Genomic DNA, 13,820 nt, shown 5'->3' on the forward strand with positions numbered 1-13,820 from the left:
TTTAAACTTATTTTACGAAATAATCAAGACATGTATCTTAATTATTATAAATTTTCGTTATTTAATCATAGTTATAAGATTACAATTAGATTACGAAAGAAGACAGCAGTTATCCTAAGCCGCCCCACGTCTCCTCTCTCTTTTTACCGATTAAGAGTGTTTTCTGAAAAAATCCACTCAGCAAGCAGAAATGTTATCTTTTCAATAGGTGATGAGAAAACATCTATAATAGACGTCAGTTGTTGACCATATTTTGTTTTTTGCCGACGCTACTTTAATGGAAAACTTGTGAATGCTATAATAATAGCACTATGAGTAAAGGAGAAGTTATGAAAAATAAATTATATATCCAATTTGCCGGCAGTTGTTTTTTACTGATTTTCGTTTTTCTCGGTTATGTCGTGAAATTCTATCCTAAGTGGCTGGCAGGTTTCGATAATACTATCACCTCTTTTGTGCGGATGCCCTATCCTGCATGGAATAGTTTTTACCTCTGGATCACTAAATTTGGTAATCCCAGCAGCGTGGTGATCCTCGCTTTGGCTTTTTTAGTCGTTTTAGTTGCTGGTAAGCATTACGCCGAAACTGTCTGGTTGGGTGTCGGTGTGTTGGGGATCGCCGGCGTTCTTAATCCCCTTATCAAATTCGTTTTTTTGCGGGAACGGCCAACTCTGGAGCATCTGGTGACAGAACACAGCTACAGTTTTCCTAGCGGTCATTCAACTGGCAGCATGGTTTTATTCGGTACATTGCTGTTCTTGGTTCCGGTATTTTTCCACAACACTGTCGGTCAGTGGGCAGCTCGAATCGTTTTAGGTTTCTTGATCTTGTCCATCGGCATCAGCCGGATCTATCTTGGGGTCCACTTTCCCAGCGATGTCTTGGGAGGATACACGTTGGGTCTTGGTTGGCTTTGTCTAAGTTATCCATTGTATCAAAAACAAAAAGTTGTGTGGCTGTTCAAAAGGCGGCAGCGTTAAGAAAGAAGGGTTTTTTCATGTCCGCATTTATTTATACAGAAGATCCAACAAAACGTTATCATTCTTGGAATTATGCTTTGCGGCAAGAATTTGGCGGAAAAATTTTCAAAGTCCCTGTTGATGGCGGTTTTGACTGCCCCAATCGTGATGGCACGGTTGCCCATGGCGGCTGTACCTTTTGCAGTGTGTCCGGTTCAGGTGATATGATCGTCGCTCCTGAAGAACCGCTGCCTGTCCAGTTTCAAAAAGAGATCGACATGATGCATCAAAAATGGCCCCATGTCGATCAGTACATCGTTTATTTTCAAAATTTCACCAATACCCATGCTCCCATTAAAGTCATTAAAGAACGGTTTGAGCAAGTGATCAATTTGCCTGGTGTCGTCGGCTTATCTGTCGGTACGCGCCCGGATTGTCTGCCTGATGACGTCGTAGAGTATTTAGCTGAATTGAATCAGCGCTTGTATCTGTGGGTAGAGTTAGGTTTACAAACTACCTTTGAACAAACCAGTCGTCAGATCAACCGTGCCCATGACTATGCAACGTATGTAGAAGGCGTAGCTAAATTACGGGCCCACGGCATTCGTGTTTGCACGCATCTGATCAATGGTCTGCCAGGCGAGACACCGGAAATGATGCTGGAAAACGTCCGCCGTACGATCCTTGACTCTGATATCCAAGGAATCAAACTTCACCTGTTGCATCTGATGCGTAATACACGTATGCTGCGGGATTATCATGAAGGGCGGCTGCAACTGATGACTCGCGAGGAATATGTCCAAGTGATCTGTGACCAGCTGGAAATGATCCCATCTGAGATCATCATCCATCGTTTGACCGGCGATGCTCCTTGGGACTCACTGGTAGGACCTATGTGGAGCTTAAAGAAATGGGAAGTTTTGAATGCTATCGATCAAGAAATGATCCGTCGTGATTCTTATCAAGGAAAGTTCGATGTTCGAAAGAAGGTCAGTTGCTGATGTTGCTGACAGCTTTGCGTTTTAGTCATACCCTTTTAAAAGAAATCGTCCAACCAGGCGATACAGTCGTGGACGCTACCATGGGCAACGGCAATGATACGTGTTTTTTAGCTGAATTGGTAGGGACATCCGGTAAAGTCTATGCTTTTGATATCCAAGAACAAGCCTTAGACGCCACCCGTCAAAAATTAACGGAAAGATCCTTAACTGCCCAAAGCGAGTTGATTTTAGACGGACATCAGTATATTGAAAACTATGTAGATCAGCCTATCAAGGCTGCTGTATTCAATCTTGGCTACCTTCCCAACAGCGACAAAACTATTATCACACTGCCCCAAACGACCCAGCAAGCGTTCGATCAACTATTGTCTCGATTGGTTCCTTCCGGTCGTTTAGTGATCGTCGCTTATTACGGACATCCCGGCGGTCAAGAGGAATTGGCAGCAGTCAACACATTTTGCCGATCTCTTCCTCAAGCAGAATATAATGTTTTGCAATATCAATTTATCAATCAAAAAAATCAGCCGCCGGTCCTCTTTTGTATTGAAAAAAAATAAAACGTTCCTGAATAATCCCTTTGTTTGTAAAAACAGCTGGGTTATTCAAGAACGTTTTTATTATATGGCTTTCCTCACTTAAAGATCGGGACTATTTTTCTAGCGGGAGCCATTCCAAGACTCTTTGGATCCAGTGATCCCAAAAGATCCAATTATGCTCGCCGGGTCCTTCTTCATAAGTAACATCAATTCCTTTATCTTGCGCCAATTGCACAAAATACTGATTGGAAGTATAAAGAAAATCTTCTGTTCCGCAAGCGATAAAAAATTTGGGCGCATTTTCTACCGGGCATTCATCCAACATTTTCAGCGGATCGTTTTCAGAGCCCTTGATTTGATCCATCGGTCCGAAGATCCCTTCCCAATAGGCCTGACTGCGCATAGAAAGCAAGGAATCATTATCCTCTGCCAATGCCACCGCGCCAGAAAGAGAAGCAATCGCCGCAAAATTCTGCGGTTTCTTCAAGCCCAGTTTCACCGCGCCGTAGCCCCCCATCGAAAGACCAGCGGCAAATGTTTTTTCCCGTTTTTGTGTAAGCTGCGGAAAAAGTTCATGACAGATCAACGGTAATTCTTCTGAGATAAATGTCCAGTATTTCATATCATAACGTGTATCGGTATACCAAGCCAAGTCAGTAGAGGGCATGATCACTGCCAACCCTAAATCAGCTACATAACGTTCAATCGATGTTCGCCGTTGCCAGACAGATTGATTTCCGCCCATACCATGCAGCAGATACAAAACCGGAACATCTTGGGAATTTCCCGCGGTGCTGGTGCCAACCGCTTTTTCCGTTTTCTGAGGCAAGATAACGTTCAAGCCTACTTCCATTTCTAATACATTAGAGTAAATATTTGCCTGTAAAAAAGCCATCCCCACATCACCTTATCCTTTTTCTTCTATTCTACTATTCTACCAGATTTTTCTTTTACTAGAAGTGTCAATACGACAGCGATCACAACTAACAACAATCCAGCGCCGAATACGCCATGCAGACTATCGTATAAGATTTTTCGCAAAGGCTCTAATAAGTCGGCAGACAACAACTTGGCCGTCTGTGGATTGACCAGTTTGTTCATGATATCCGGATCAGAAGTCAATTTTGCTTGTTGGAGACCATTCGCGGAGATCGTGTTCAATAAGATCCCGAAAACAGAAACCATGATCGTTTGGCCGATCGTACGGACCAATGTATTGAAAGAAGTCGCTACTCCCAGCATTTCTTGAGGAACACTGCTTTGAGCACTAACGGTACAAGTTACCGTCGTGGCTCCCAGACCGATTCCGATGATCGAAGAAATCCCGAAAAACCACAGCCAACTGCTGCCCATTGGGATCAAAAATTGCCAGACAGCACCGATCAATGTGATGACTAACCCCAGCAGTAATGTTTTTCTAATAGAATATTGACTCATCCAACGGCTGGCTAGGAAGGAACCCACCATCCAAAGCAGAGACAACGGTGCCAAGACCAATCCGCCGATACCGGCATTCAATCCCAGAACACCTTGCATCCACATGGGGATATAGACATCGATCCCCATCAAAAAGCCGCTGATCAATGCCGCTACTAAATTGACAACGACAAAAAGCGGACTATGGAAAAGCGACAGGGAGATCACTGGATCTTCTGCTCGTTTTTCTGCCCATAGAAACAATCCAAAACTGATCACTGTCAGTGCCAATAACCCCAATACCAGCAGGCTGAATCCATTGTCGCTTAGTAATTGGAACGCCAACAATAGCGTCAGCAACACCATCATCAAAGAAAAACTGCCGCCAATATCCATTTTCTTGGCTTCTACTTGATGTTTTGGTTCCACTAGGAAATACCAGATCATGCCGATCAAGATCAGTCCGATCGGTACATTGATAAAAAAGATCCAGTGCCAACCGATAGTATCTACGATCATCCCGCCGGCTAAAGGACCCACTACACTGGCAATACCCCAGGCTGTACTATTCAGTCCTAAAACTTTGGCGCGTTTTTCCATCGTATATAGATCCGCAATGATCGTCAAAGCTACCGGCATCATCGCACCGGCACCCATCCCTTGAATCCCTCTGGAGATGATCAACGTCAGCATCGTATTGGAAAGTCCACACAGTGCGGAACCTACGATGAACAAGAATGTCCCTAAAATAAAAATCGGACGACGCCCTATCTTATCTGCTAATTTTCCATAGATAGGCGTCAGCATCGCATTTGTTAATAAATAAATCGAAAATACCCAGTTCATGATCTCGATGCCATGCAGCGAACCTACGATCGTCGGCATTGCTGTAGTGACGATCGTTCCTTCGATGGCTGTCATAAATGTCGCCACAAAAACCGCGATCGTCACTAATGTCACATTTGTTTTTTTCTCCATAGTTTCCTCCTGATTCATGTTGTCATCTGATCCTTTAACTGCGACCAGTGCTGTTTTCTGTCAAATTGATACTTTTCATCCACACGCCTTGAAACTTAACACGCCAAAAAAAAGAACCTCTATCAACAAATCGTCAATAGAGGCCGCCTCTTTACTCTTTCACACTTGCCAATAACGCATCTACTTTATCAGTGCGTTCCCATGGCAAATCGATATCTGTACGACCGAAATGCCCGTAAGCTGCTGTTTGCCGATAGATCGGACGGCGCAGATCAAGCATTTCAATGATACCCGCAGGCCGCAGATCAAAATTCTTGCGGATTGCTTCGATCAATTTTTCTTCTGAAATTTTTCCGGTTCCGAATGTATTTACAGAAATAGAAACCGGTTGAGCAACTCCGATAGCATAAGCCAGTTGTACTTCGACTTTTTTCGCTAATTGAGCAGCTACGATGTTTTTCGCGATATAACGTGCGGCATAACTAGCAGAACGATCGACTTTTGTCGCATCTTTTCCGGAAAAGGCTCCGCCGCCATGACGGGCATAACCGCCGTAAGTATCAACGATGATCTTACGTCCTGTTAAGCCGGCATCTCCTTGAGGCCCGCCGATCACAAATCGTCCTGTCGGATTGATATAATATTTTGTATCTTCGTCCAATAAGTCAGCAGGAATAACCTGTTTGATGACTTTTTCGATGACATCTTGATGGATGGTTTCATTGGTGACTGCAGCATCATGCTGTGTACTGATCACGACCGTATCAACACGCACAGGTTGTCCATTATCATCGTATTCAACTGTTACTTGGGACTTCGCGTCAGGACGCAAATAAGTCAGTTCGTCATTTTTACGCAATTTAGCCAAACGACGAACCAAACGGTGACTCAAAGAAATTGGCAAAGGCATCAATTCCGGTGTTTCGTCTACCGCAAACCCAAACATCAAACCTTGGTCGCCGGCACCGATCTCATCCAAAACGTCGTCTTTAACATCTTCTTGATCCTCGCGGGCTTCCAATGCTGTATCAACACCTTGGGCGATATCCGGTGATTGTTCATCGATAGCTACCAATACTGCTACCGTATCTCCGTCAAATCCAAATTTAGCACGAGTATAGCCGATTTCTTTGATGGTATTGCGCACGATTTTTTGGATATCGACATAAGCTGTCGTCGATATTTCTCCAAAAACCAGCACAAGACCAGTAGTTACTGATGTTTCGCAGGCAACACGCGCCATTGGATCTTTTTCTAAAAGCGCATCTAAAATCGCATCGCTGATTTGATCGGCGATTTTATCTGGATGTCCTTCTGAAACAGATTCTGAAGTAAATAAATGTCTTTCTCTTGTCATGGTGATTCCCCCTAATTGATTTTCGGTTACAAGGCATCTTCGTAGTGACGAATCCTTTCGGGAACTTGCAACGTAAGCTAGTATAGCAGATTTTCATAGGTTTTGCTCGTCTTTAATGAAAACTTTCTATTAAAAAATCAGCGCACAAAAAAAAAGATACTGTTCAGTATCTTTCAAGGACATGATCCGTACGGGATTCGAACCCGTGTTACCGCCGTGAAAGGGCGGTGTCTTAACCACTTGACCAACGGACCAACAATTATTAAAAAGAAATGGGCCTAAATGGACTCGAACCATCGACCTCACGCTTATCAGGCGTGCGCTCTAACCAGCTGAGCTATAGGCCCATAATAACAAAAACTAAAGCGGGTGACGAGAATCGAACTCGCGACAACAGCTTGGAAGGCTGTGGTTTTACCACTAAACTACACCCGCATTTATGGCGCGGGACAGAATCGAACTGCCGACACATGGAGCTTCAATCCATTGCTCTACCAACTGAGCTACCGAGCCAAAAGCGGTTCCGACGGGAATCGAACCCGCGATCTCCTGCGTGACAGGCAGGCATGTTAACCCCTACACCACGGAACCAATTTAGTTTTTAATTGCGGGAGCAGGATTTGAACCTACGACCTTCGGGTTATGAGCCCGACGAGCTACCAGACTGCTCCATCCCGCGATAATATTAAAAAGGAGGATAAGGGATTCGAACCCTTGCACGGTTTTACCCGCCTGACGGTTTTCAAGACCGTTCCCTTCAGCCGGACTTGGGTAATCCTCCAAAATAAAAAATGATCCGTACGGGATTCGAACCCGTGTTACCGCCGTGAAAGGGCGGTGTCTTAACCACTTGACCAACGGACCGTGCTAAACGGAGAAGGAGGGATTTGAACCCTCGCGCCGGTTTCCCGACCTACACCCTTAGCAGGGGCGCCTCTTCAGCCACTTGAGTACTTCCCCAAAAACCAAAAATGTGTTGTTTTGATTTTTTAATGGGCCTAAATGGACTCGAACCATCGACCTCACGCTTATCAGGCGTGCGCTCTAACCAGCTGAGCTATAGGCCCATAATAATAAAAAACTAAAGCGGGTGACGAGAATCGAACTCGCGACAACAGCTTGGAAGGCTGTGGTTTTACCACTAAACTACACCCGCATGGCGGTTCCGACGGGAATCGAACCCGCGATCTCCTGCGTGACAGGCAGGCATGTTAACCCCTACACCACGGAACCAATTTAGTTTTTAATTGCGGGAGCAGGATTTGAACCTACGACCTTCGGGTTATGAGCCCGACGAGCTACCAGACTGCTCCATCCCGCGATAATATTAAAAAGGAGGATAAGGGATTCGAACCCTTGCACGGTTTTACCCGCCTGACGGTTTTCAAGACCGTTCCCTTCAGCCGGACTTGGGTAATCCTCCAAAAAAACAAGACTACAATGCCAACTATGGACCTTGTAGGACTCGAACCTACGACCGGACGGTTATGAGCCGTCTGCTCTAACCAACTGAGCTAAAGGTCCAGGCTCTTAAAAAAATCGCGGCGGAGGGGATCGAACCCCCGACCTCCCGGGTATGAACCGGACGCTCTAGCCAGCTGAGCTACACCGCGAAAATCATTATTAAAATGATATGGAGCCTAGCGGGATCGAACCGCTGACCTCCTGCGTGCAAAGCAGGCGCTCTCCCAGCTGAGCTAAGGCCCCATTGTTGCTTTTTTATCGGGAAGACAGGATTCGAACCTGCGACCCCTTGGTCCCAAACCAAGTGCTCTACCAAGCTGAGCTACTTCCCGTTGTTACTAACGCGCCCAAGAGGAGTCGAACCCCTAACCTTTTGATCCGTAGTCAAACACTCTATCCAGTTGAGCTATGGGCGCATGTTGTGAAATGCCGAGGACCGGAATCGAACCGGTACGGTGATCACTCACCGCAGGATTTTAAGTCCTGTGCGTCTGCCAGTTCCGCCACCCCGGCGCGTTGTGGCAAAAAGCGGAAAACGGGGTTCGAACCCGCGACCCCCACCTTGGCAAGGTGGTGCTCTACCACTGAGCTATTTCCGCATCTTCAGATGCCGGCTAAAGGACTTGACCCCTCGACCCTCTGATTACAAATCAGATGCTCTCCCACCTGAGCTAAGCCGGCTTTTTTTAATGCGGGTGAAGGGACTTGAACCCCCACGCCGTAAGGCGCTAGATCCTAAATCTAGTGCGTCTGCCAATTCCGCCACACCCGCATATACGAAATGAGCCGTACAGGGCTCGAACCTGTGACCCTCTGATTAAAAGTCAGATGCTCTACCAACTGAGCTAACGGCTCATATGGAGGTTAACGGGATCGAACCGCTGACCCTCTGCTTGTAAGGCAGATGCTCTGCCAGCTGAGCTAAACCTCCATGATCTATAAAACAGCGTGGCGACGTCCTACTCTCACAAGGGGCAACCCCTCACTACAATCGGCGCTAAGAAGCTTAACTTCTGTGTTCGGCATGGTTACAGGTGTATCCTTCTCGCTATCGCCACCACACTATTTAATTGAGTAAGTCTTGCTCACTCAAAACTGGATTTGAAGAAAGTCTCAAAACTCTTCCGAGTTTCATTTTGGTTAAGTCCTCGATCGATTAGTATCAGTCCGCTCCAACCATCACTGGTCTTCCACTTCTGACCTATCTACCTGATCATCTCTCAGGGATCTTACTTTCTTAAAGAAATGGGAAATCTCATCTTGAGGTGGGCTTCACACTTAGATGCTTTCAGCGTTTATCCCTTCCCTACATAGCTACCCAGCGATGCCTCTGGCGAGACAACTGGTACACCAGCGGTAAGTCCATCCCGGTCCTCTCGTACTAAGGACAGCTCCTCTCAAATTTCCAACGCCCGCGACGGATAGGGACCGAACTGTCTCACGACGTTCTGAACCCAGCTCGCGTGCCGCTTTAATGGGCGAACAGCCCAACCCTTGGGACCGACTACAGCCCCAGGATGCGACGAGCCGACATCGAGGTGCCAAACCTCCCCGTCGATGTGGACTCTTGGGGGAGATAAGCCTGTTATCCCCAGGGTAGCTTTTATCCGTTGAGCGATGGCCCTTCCATGCGGAACCACCGGATCACTAAGCCCGACTTTCGTCCCTGCTCGAGTTGTTGCTCTCGCAGTCAAGCTCCCTTCTGCCTTTACACTCTTCGAATGATTTCCAACCATTCTGAGGGAACCTTTGGGCGCCTCCGTTACCTTTTAGGAGGCGACCGCCCCAGTCAAACTGCCCATCTGACACTGTCTCCCACCACGATTAGTGGTGCGGGTTAGAGTGGCCATAACGCAAGGGTAGTATCCCACCAGCGCCTCCGTCGAAACTAGCGTCCCGACTTCTACGGCTCCTACCTATCCTGTACATGCGGTACAGACACTCAATATCAAACTACAGTAAAGCTCCATGGGGTCTTTCCGTCCTGTCGCGGGTAACCTGCATCTTCACAGGTACTAAAATTTCACCGAGTCTCTCGTTGAGACAGTGCCCAAATCGTTACGCCTTTCGTGCGGGTCGGAACTTACCCGACAAGGAATTTCGCTACCTTAGGACCGTTATAGTTACGGCCGCCGTTTACTGGGGCTTCAATTCGTACCTTCGCTTGCGCTAAGCACTCCTCTTAACCTTCCAGCACCGGGCAGGCGTCAGCCCCTATACGTCATCTTTCGATTTTGCAGAGACCTGTGTTTTTGATAAACAGTCGCTTGGGCCTATTCACTGCGGCTGCTCGTTAGAGCAGCACCCCTTCTCCCGAAGTTACGGGGTCATTTTGCCGAGTTCCTTAACGAGAGTTCTCTCGCTCACCTTAGGATTCTCTCCTCGACTACCTGTGTCGGTTTGCGGTACGGGCCGTTCAATTCTCACTAGAAGCTTTTCTCGGCAGTGTGACATCAGAAGCTTCGGTACTTAAATTTCCCTCCTCATCACAGCTTGTCCTTAACAAAAGCAAGCATTTGACTCACTTTCAGACTTACTGCTTGAACAGACATATCCATCAGTCTGCACTTCTTAGCCTCCTGCGTCCCTCCATTGCTCAAACAAATTGAACGGGTACAGGAATATCAACCTGTTGTCCATCGCCTACGCCTGTCGGCCTCGGCTTAGGTCCCGACTAACCCTGGGCGGACGAGCCTTCCCCAGGAAACCTTAGTCATTCGGTGGACAGGATTCTCACCTGTCTTTCGCTACTCATACCGGCATTCTCACTTCTAAGCGCTCCAGCAGTCCTCACGATCTGCCTTCAACGCCCTTAGAACGCTCTCCTACCATCGTACCAAAGGTACGATCCACAGCTTCGGTAATATGTTTAGCCCCGGTACATTTTCGGCGCAGGGTCACTCGACTAGTGAGCTATTACGCACTCTTTAAATGGTGGCTGCTTCTAAGCCAACATCCTAGTTGTCTGTGCAACCCCACATCCTTTTCCACTTAACATATATTTGGGGACCTTAGCTGGTGGTCTGGGCTGTTTCCCTTTCGACTATGGATCTTATCACTCACAGTCTGACTCCCGGATATGAATGAATGGCATTCGGAGTTTATCTGAATTCGGTAACCCGAGATGGGCCCCTAGTCCAAACAGTGCTCTACCTCCATCATTCTTAATTCCGAGGCTAGCCCTAAAGCTATTTCGGAGAGAACCAGCTATCTCCAAGTTCGTTTGGAATTTCTCCGCTACCCACACCTCATCCCCGCACTTTTCAACGTACGTGGGTTCGGTCCTCCAGTGCGTTTTACCGCACCTTCAACCTGGACATGGGTAGATCACATGGTTTCGGGTCTACGACTACATACTCATTCGCCCTATTCAGACTCGCTTTCGCTGCGGCTCCGTTTCTTCCACTTAACCTCGCATGCAATCGTAACTCGCCGGTTCATTCTACAAAAGGCACGCTATCACCCATTAACGGGCTCTAACTTGTTGTAGGCACACGGTTTCAGGATCTATTTCACTCCCCTTCCGGGGTGCTTTTCACCTTTCCCTCACGGTACTGGTTCACTATCGGTCACTAGGGAGTATTTAGCCTTGGGAGATGGTCCTCCCGGATTCCGACGGAATTCCTCGTGTTCCGCCGTACTCAGGATCCTCCTAGGTGCTTTCCAAATTTCGTCTACGGGGTTTTTACCCTCTTTGACGGACTTTTCCAAGTCCTTCGACTATCTGAAAAAACTACCAGATCGGAGTCCTACAACCCCAAGATGCAAGCATCTTGGTTTGGGCTTTTCCCGTTTCGCTCGCCGCTACTCAGGGAATCGAATTTTCTTTCTCTTCCTGCAGGTACTTAGATGTTTCAGTTCTCTGCGTCTACCTCGAATGTGCTATGTATTCACACAAACGTAACATCCTATCAAAGATGTTGGGTTCCCCCATTCGGAAATCTCTGGATCATAGCTTACTTACAGCTCCCCAAAGCATATCGGTGTTAGTCCCGTCCTTCATCGGCTCCTAGTGCCAAGGCATCCACCGTGCGCCCTTATTCACTTAACCTAATACAACCTTGCGGTTGGGTTTTGAGTCGTTTCTCTAGCGATAGAGGCGTACTCAAGAATAAGCTTTGAAAAAACTTCTTAAAAAACTCTTTTCAACGCGGTGTTCTCGGTTTGTTTTGATTCTTTTCTTCAAATATCCAGTTTTCAATGAACAAATCTTTTTGAGAGTAAACCTCTCAAAACTGAACAAAGGCAAACGATGTGTAAGTTTCCGTAATAATTTCCTTAGAAAGGAGGTGATCCAGCCGCACCTTCCGATACGGCTACCTTGTTACGACTTCACCCCAATCATCTATCCCACCTTAGGCGGCTGGCTCCAAAAAGGTTACCTCACCGACTTCGGGTGTTACAAACTCTCGTGGTGTGACGGGCGGTGTGTACAAGGCCCGGGAACGTATTCACCGCGGCGTGCTGATCCGCGATTACTAGCGATTCCGGCTTCATGTAGGCGAGTTGCAGCCTACAATCCGAACTGAGAGAAGCTTTAAGAGATTAGCTTAGCCTCGCGACTTCGCGACTCGTTGTACTTCCCATTGTAGCACGTGTGTAGCCCAGGTCATAAGGGGCATGATGATTTGACGTCATCCCCACCTTCCTCCGGTTTGTCACCGGCAGTCTCGCTAGAGTGCCCAACTAAATGATGGCAACTAACAATAAGGGTTGCGCTCGTTGCGGGACTTAACCCAACATCTCACGACACGAGCTGACGACAACCATGCACCACCTGTCACTTTGTCCCCGAAGGGAAAGCTCTATCTCTAGAGTGGTCAAAGGATGTCAAGACCTGGTAAGGTTCTTCGCGTTGCTTCGAATTAAACCACATGCTCCACCGCTTGTGCGGGCCCCCGTCAATTCCTTTGAGTTTCAACCTTGCGGTCGTACTCCCCAGGCGGAGTGCTTAATGCGTTTGCTGCAGCACTGAAGGGCGGAAACCCTCCAACACTTAGCACTCATCGTTTACGGCGTGGACTACCAGGGTATCTAATCCTGTTTGCTCCCCACGCTTTCGAGCCTCAGCGTCAGTTACAGACCAGAGAGCCGCCTTCGCCACTGGTGTTCCTCCATATATCTACGCATTTCACCGCTACACATGGAATTCCACTCTCCTCTTCTGCACTCAAGTCTCCCAGTTTCCAATGACCCTCCCCGGTTAAGCCGGGGGCTTTCACATCAGACTTAAGAAACCGCCTGCGCTCGCTTTACGCCCAATAAATCCGGACAACGCTTGCCACCTACGTATTACCGCGGCTGCTGGCACGTAGTTAGCCGTGGCTTTCTGGTTAGATACCGTCAAGGGATGAACATTTTACTCTCATCCTTGTTCTTCTCTAACAACAGAGTTTTACGATCCGAAAACCTTCTTCACTCACGCGGCGTTGCTCGGTCAGACTTTCGTCCATTGCCGAAGATTCCCTACTGCTGCCTCCCGTAGGAGTCTGGGCCGTGTCTCAGTCCCAGTGTGGCCGATCACCCTCTCAGGTCGGCTATGCATCGTGGCCTTGGTGAGCCGTTACCTCACCAACTAGCTAATGCACCGCGGGTCCATCCATCAGTGACGCAAAAGCGCCTTTCAAATATCCTTCATGCGAAGAACATTGTTATACGGTATTAGCACCTGTTTCCAAGTGTTATCCCCTTCTGATGGGCAGGTTACCCACGTGTTACTCACCCGTTCGCCACTCCTCTTTTTCCGATGAGACAAGTCTCGGTGGAAAAAGAAGCGTTCGACTTGCATGTATTAGGCACGCCGCCAGCGTTCGTCCTGAGCCAGGATCAAACTCTCATAAAAAGTTTGGAAACGATCAATTGATCGTTAAGCTCATTGAATTGATTTGCTAGCTATTGCTTGCATGTATTTTGCTTCTCGAAAGAAGCGCCCTACACATTTGGTTCGTTTGCTTGCTTTGTTCAGTTTTCAAAGGTCTACCATGCTGTTTCAGCAACTTTTTAATCATATCAGAGCGACAAGTGTTTGTCAACTCTTTTTTTGATTTTTTTCGCAAGAGTTAGAAACTCAAGAAGCGAAATGTTTAGCTGTCTGACAGCGACTTTGTTA

Annotated in this window: 6 protein-coding genes, 25 tRNA genes, 3 rRNA genes and 1 riboswitch; of the genes, 3 read left to right on the top strand and 31 right to left on the bottom strand. The window is 47.3% G+C overall.

Annotation, left to right across the window (positions count from 1 at the left end):
* The first annotated feature begins 329 nt into the window (after window positions 1-329).
* From EFB00_RS05170 to mnmM, 3 genes are read left to right on the top strand one after another with little or no spacing between them, the layout of a single operon-like run.
* Window positions 330-980 carry a phosphatase PAP2 family protein gene (locus EFB00_RS05170; protein ID WP_122645842.1) on the top strand — a complete coding sequence of 217 codons (651 nt, stop codon included), beginning with the start codon at window positions 330-332 and terminating at the stop codon, window positions 978-980.
* Window positions 981-997: 17 nt separating this feature from the next.
* The gene (gene mnmL / locus EFB00_RS05175) at window positions 998-1,960 is read left to right on the top strand and encodes a tRNA modification radical SAM protein MnmL/YtqA (RefSeq protein ID WP_122645843.1); all 963 of its coding nucleotides are present in this window, start codon (window positions 998-1,000) and stop codon (window positions 1,958-1,960) included.
* Window positions 1,960-2,517, top strand: coding sequence for a tRNA 5-(aminomethyl)-2-thiouridylate-methyltransferase MnmM (gene mnmM / locus EFB00_RS05180; RefSeq protein ID WP_122645844.1), 558 nt, complete (start codon window positions 1,960-1,962; stop codon window positions 2,515-2,517). Before mnmL ends, mnmM begins: the two co-directional genes overlap by 1 nt.
* Before the next feature lie 91 nt (window positions 2,518-2,608).
* Here the strand turns inward: mnmM and EFB00_RS05185 are convergent, their stop codons facing one another.
* The 31 genes from EFB00_RS05185 to EFB00_RS05335 all read right to left on the bottom strand — a co-directional run bounded on the left by EFB00_RS05185 (window position 2,609) and on the right by EFB00_RS05335 (window position 13,553).
* Window positions 2,609-3,391, bottom strand: a complete 783-nt coding sequence (locus tag EFB00_RS05185; protein ID WP_122645845.1) for an alpha/beta hydrolase — start codon at window positions 3,389-3,391, stop codon at window positions 2,609-2,611.
* A 26-nt stretch (window positions 3,392-3,417) separates the two neighbouring features.
* Window positions 3,418-4,890, bottom strand: a complete 1,473-nt coding sequence (locus EFB00_RS05190; RefSeq protein WP_122645846.1) for an MDR family MFS transporter — start codon at window positions 4,888-4,890, stop codon at window positions 3,418-3,420.
* 151 nt (window positions 4,891-5,041) lie between these two features.
* The gene (gene metK, locus EFB00_RS05195; protein ID WP_122645847.1) at window positions 5,042-6,247 is read right to left on the bottom strand and encodes a methionine adenosyltransferase; all 1,206 of its coding nucleotides are present in this window, start codon (window positions 6,245-6,247) and stop codon (window positions 5,042-5,044) included.
* Window positions 6,245-6,323: riboswitch (SMK box riboswitch) on the bottom strand. (Overlaps the previous gene by 3 nt.)
* A 106-nt stretch (window positions 6,324-6,429) precedes the next feature.
* Window positions 6,430-6,501 (bottom strand) — tRNA-Glu (locus tag EFB00_RS05200).
* Window positions 6,502-6,520: 19 nt separating this feature from the next.
* Window positions 6,521-6,594: transfer RNA gene (locus EFB00_RS05205), tRNA-Ile, on the bottom strand.
* 17 nt (window positions 6,595-6,611) lie between these two features.
* Window positions 6,612-6,682: transfer RNA gene (locus EFB00_RS05210), tRNA-Gly, on the bottom strand.
* A gap of 5 nt (window positions 6,683-6,687) precedes the next feature.
* Window positions 6,688-6,760 (bottom strand) — tRNA-Phe (locus EFB00_RS05215).
* A gap of 5 nt (window positions 6,761-6,765) precedes the next feature.
* Window positions 6,766-6,838, bottom strand: a tRNA-Asp gene (locus EFB00_RS05220).
* A gap of 14 nt (window positions 6,839-6,852) precedes the next feature.
* Window positions 6,853-6,926 (bottom strand) — tRNA-Met (locus tag EFB00_RS05225).
* A 12-nt stretch (window positions 6,927-6,938) separates the two neighbouring features.
* Window positions 6,939-7,028: transfer RNA gene (locus EFB00_RS05230), tRNA-Ser, on the bottom strand.
* Between the two features lie 11 nt (window positions 7,029-7,039).
* Window positions 7,040-7,111 (bottom strand) — tRNA-Glu (locus tag EFB00_RS05235).
* An 8-nt stretch (window positions 7,112-7,119) separates the two neighbouring features.
* Window positions 7,120-7,207, bottom strand: a tRNA-Ser gene (locus EFB00_RS05240).
* A gap of 33 nt (window positions 7,208-7,240) precedes the next feature.
* Window positions 7,241-7,314: transfer RNA gene (locus EFB00_RS05245), tRNA-Ile, on the bottom strand.
* An 18-nt stretch (window positions 7,315-7,332) separates the two neighbouring features.
* Window positions 7,333-7,403 (bottom strand) — tRNA-Gly (locus EFB00_RS05250).
* Between the two features lies 1 nt (window position 7,404).
* Window positions 7,405-7,480, bottom strand: a tRNA-Asp gene (locus EFB00_RS05255).
* Window positions 7,481-7,494: 14 nt separating this feature from the next.
* Window positions 7,495-7,568, bottom strand: a tRNA-Met gene (locus EFB00_RS05260).
* Between the two features lie 12 nt (window positions 7,569-7,580).
* Window positions 7,581-7,670 (bottom strand) — tRNA-Ser (locus tag EFB00_RS05265).
* 27 nt (window positions 7,671-7,697) lie between these two features.
* A tRNA-Ile gene (locus EFB00_RS05270) sits at window positions 7,698-7,771 on the bottom strand.
* 15 nt (window positions 7,772-7,786) lie between these two features.
* A tRNA-Met gene (locus tag EFB00_RS05275) sits at window positions 7,787-7,860 on the bottom strand.
* A gap of 21 nt (window positions 7,861-7,881) precedes the next feature.
* Window positions 7,882-7,954, bottom strand: a tRNA-Ala gene (locus EFB00_RS05280).
* Window positions 7,955-7,969: 15 nt separating this feature from the next.
* Window positions 7,970-8,043 (bottom strand) — tRNA-Pro (locus tag EFB00_RS05285).
* Between the two features lie 10 nt (window positions 8,044-8,053).
* Window positions 8,054-8,127: transfer RNA gene (locus tag EFB00_RS05290), tRNA-Arg, on the bottom strand.
* Between the two features lie 11 nt (window positions 8,128-8,138).
* Window positions 8,139-8,224: transfer RNA gene (locus tag EFB00_RS05295), tRNA-Leu, on the bottom strand.
* Between the two features lie 14 nt (window positions 8,225-8,238).
* A tRNA-Gly gene (locus EFB00_RS05300) sits at window positions 8,239-8,310 on the bottom strand.
* Window positions 8,311-8,319: 9 nt separating this feature from the next.
* A tRNA-Thr gene (locus EFB00_RS05305) sits at window positions 8,320-8,392 on the bottom strand.
* A 9-nt stretch (window positions 8,393-8,401) separates the two neighbouring features.
* Window positions 8,402-8,483: transfer RNA gene (locus EFB00_RS05310), tRNA-Leu, on the bottom strand.
* Window positions 8,484-8,493: 10 nt separating this feature from the next.
* Window positions 8,494-8,566 (bottom strand) — tRNA-Lys (locus EFB00_RS05315).
* Between the two features lie 3 nt (window positions 8,567-8,569).
* Window positions 8,570-8,642, bottom strand: a tRNA-Val gene (locus tag EFB00_RS05320).
* A 15-nt stretch (window positions 8,643-8,657) separates the two neighbouring features.
* Window positions 8,658-8,773: ribosomal RNA gene (gene rrf, locus EFB00_RS05325) — 5S ribosomal RNA — on the bottom strand.
* Window positions 8,774-8,847: 74 nt separating this feature from the next.
* Window positions 8,848-11,762, bottom strand: a 23S ribosomal RNA gene (locus EFB00_RS05330).
* 231 nt (window positions 11,763-11,993) lie between these two features.
* Window positions 11,994-13,553, bottom strand: a 16S ribosomal RNA gene (locus tag EFB00_RS05335).
* Together the 16S, 23S and 5S rRNA genes with 25 tRNA genes alongside form the textbook arrangement of a ribosomal RNA operon.
* Between the last annotated feature and the right edge of the window lie 267 nt (window positions 13,554-13,820).

It is taken from the genome of Enterococcus mediterraneensis, from assembly GCF_900604485.1.
GTDB lineage: Bacteria > Bacillota > Bacilli > Lactobacillales > Enterococcaceae > Enterococcus_C > Enterococcus_C mediterraneensis.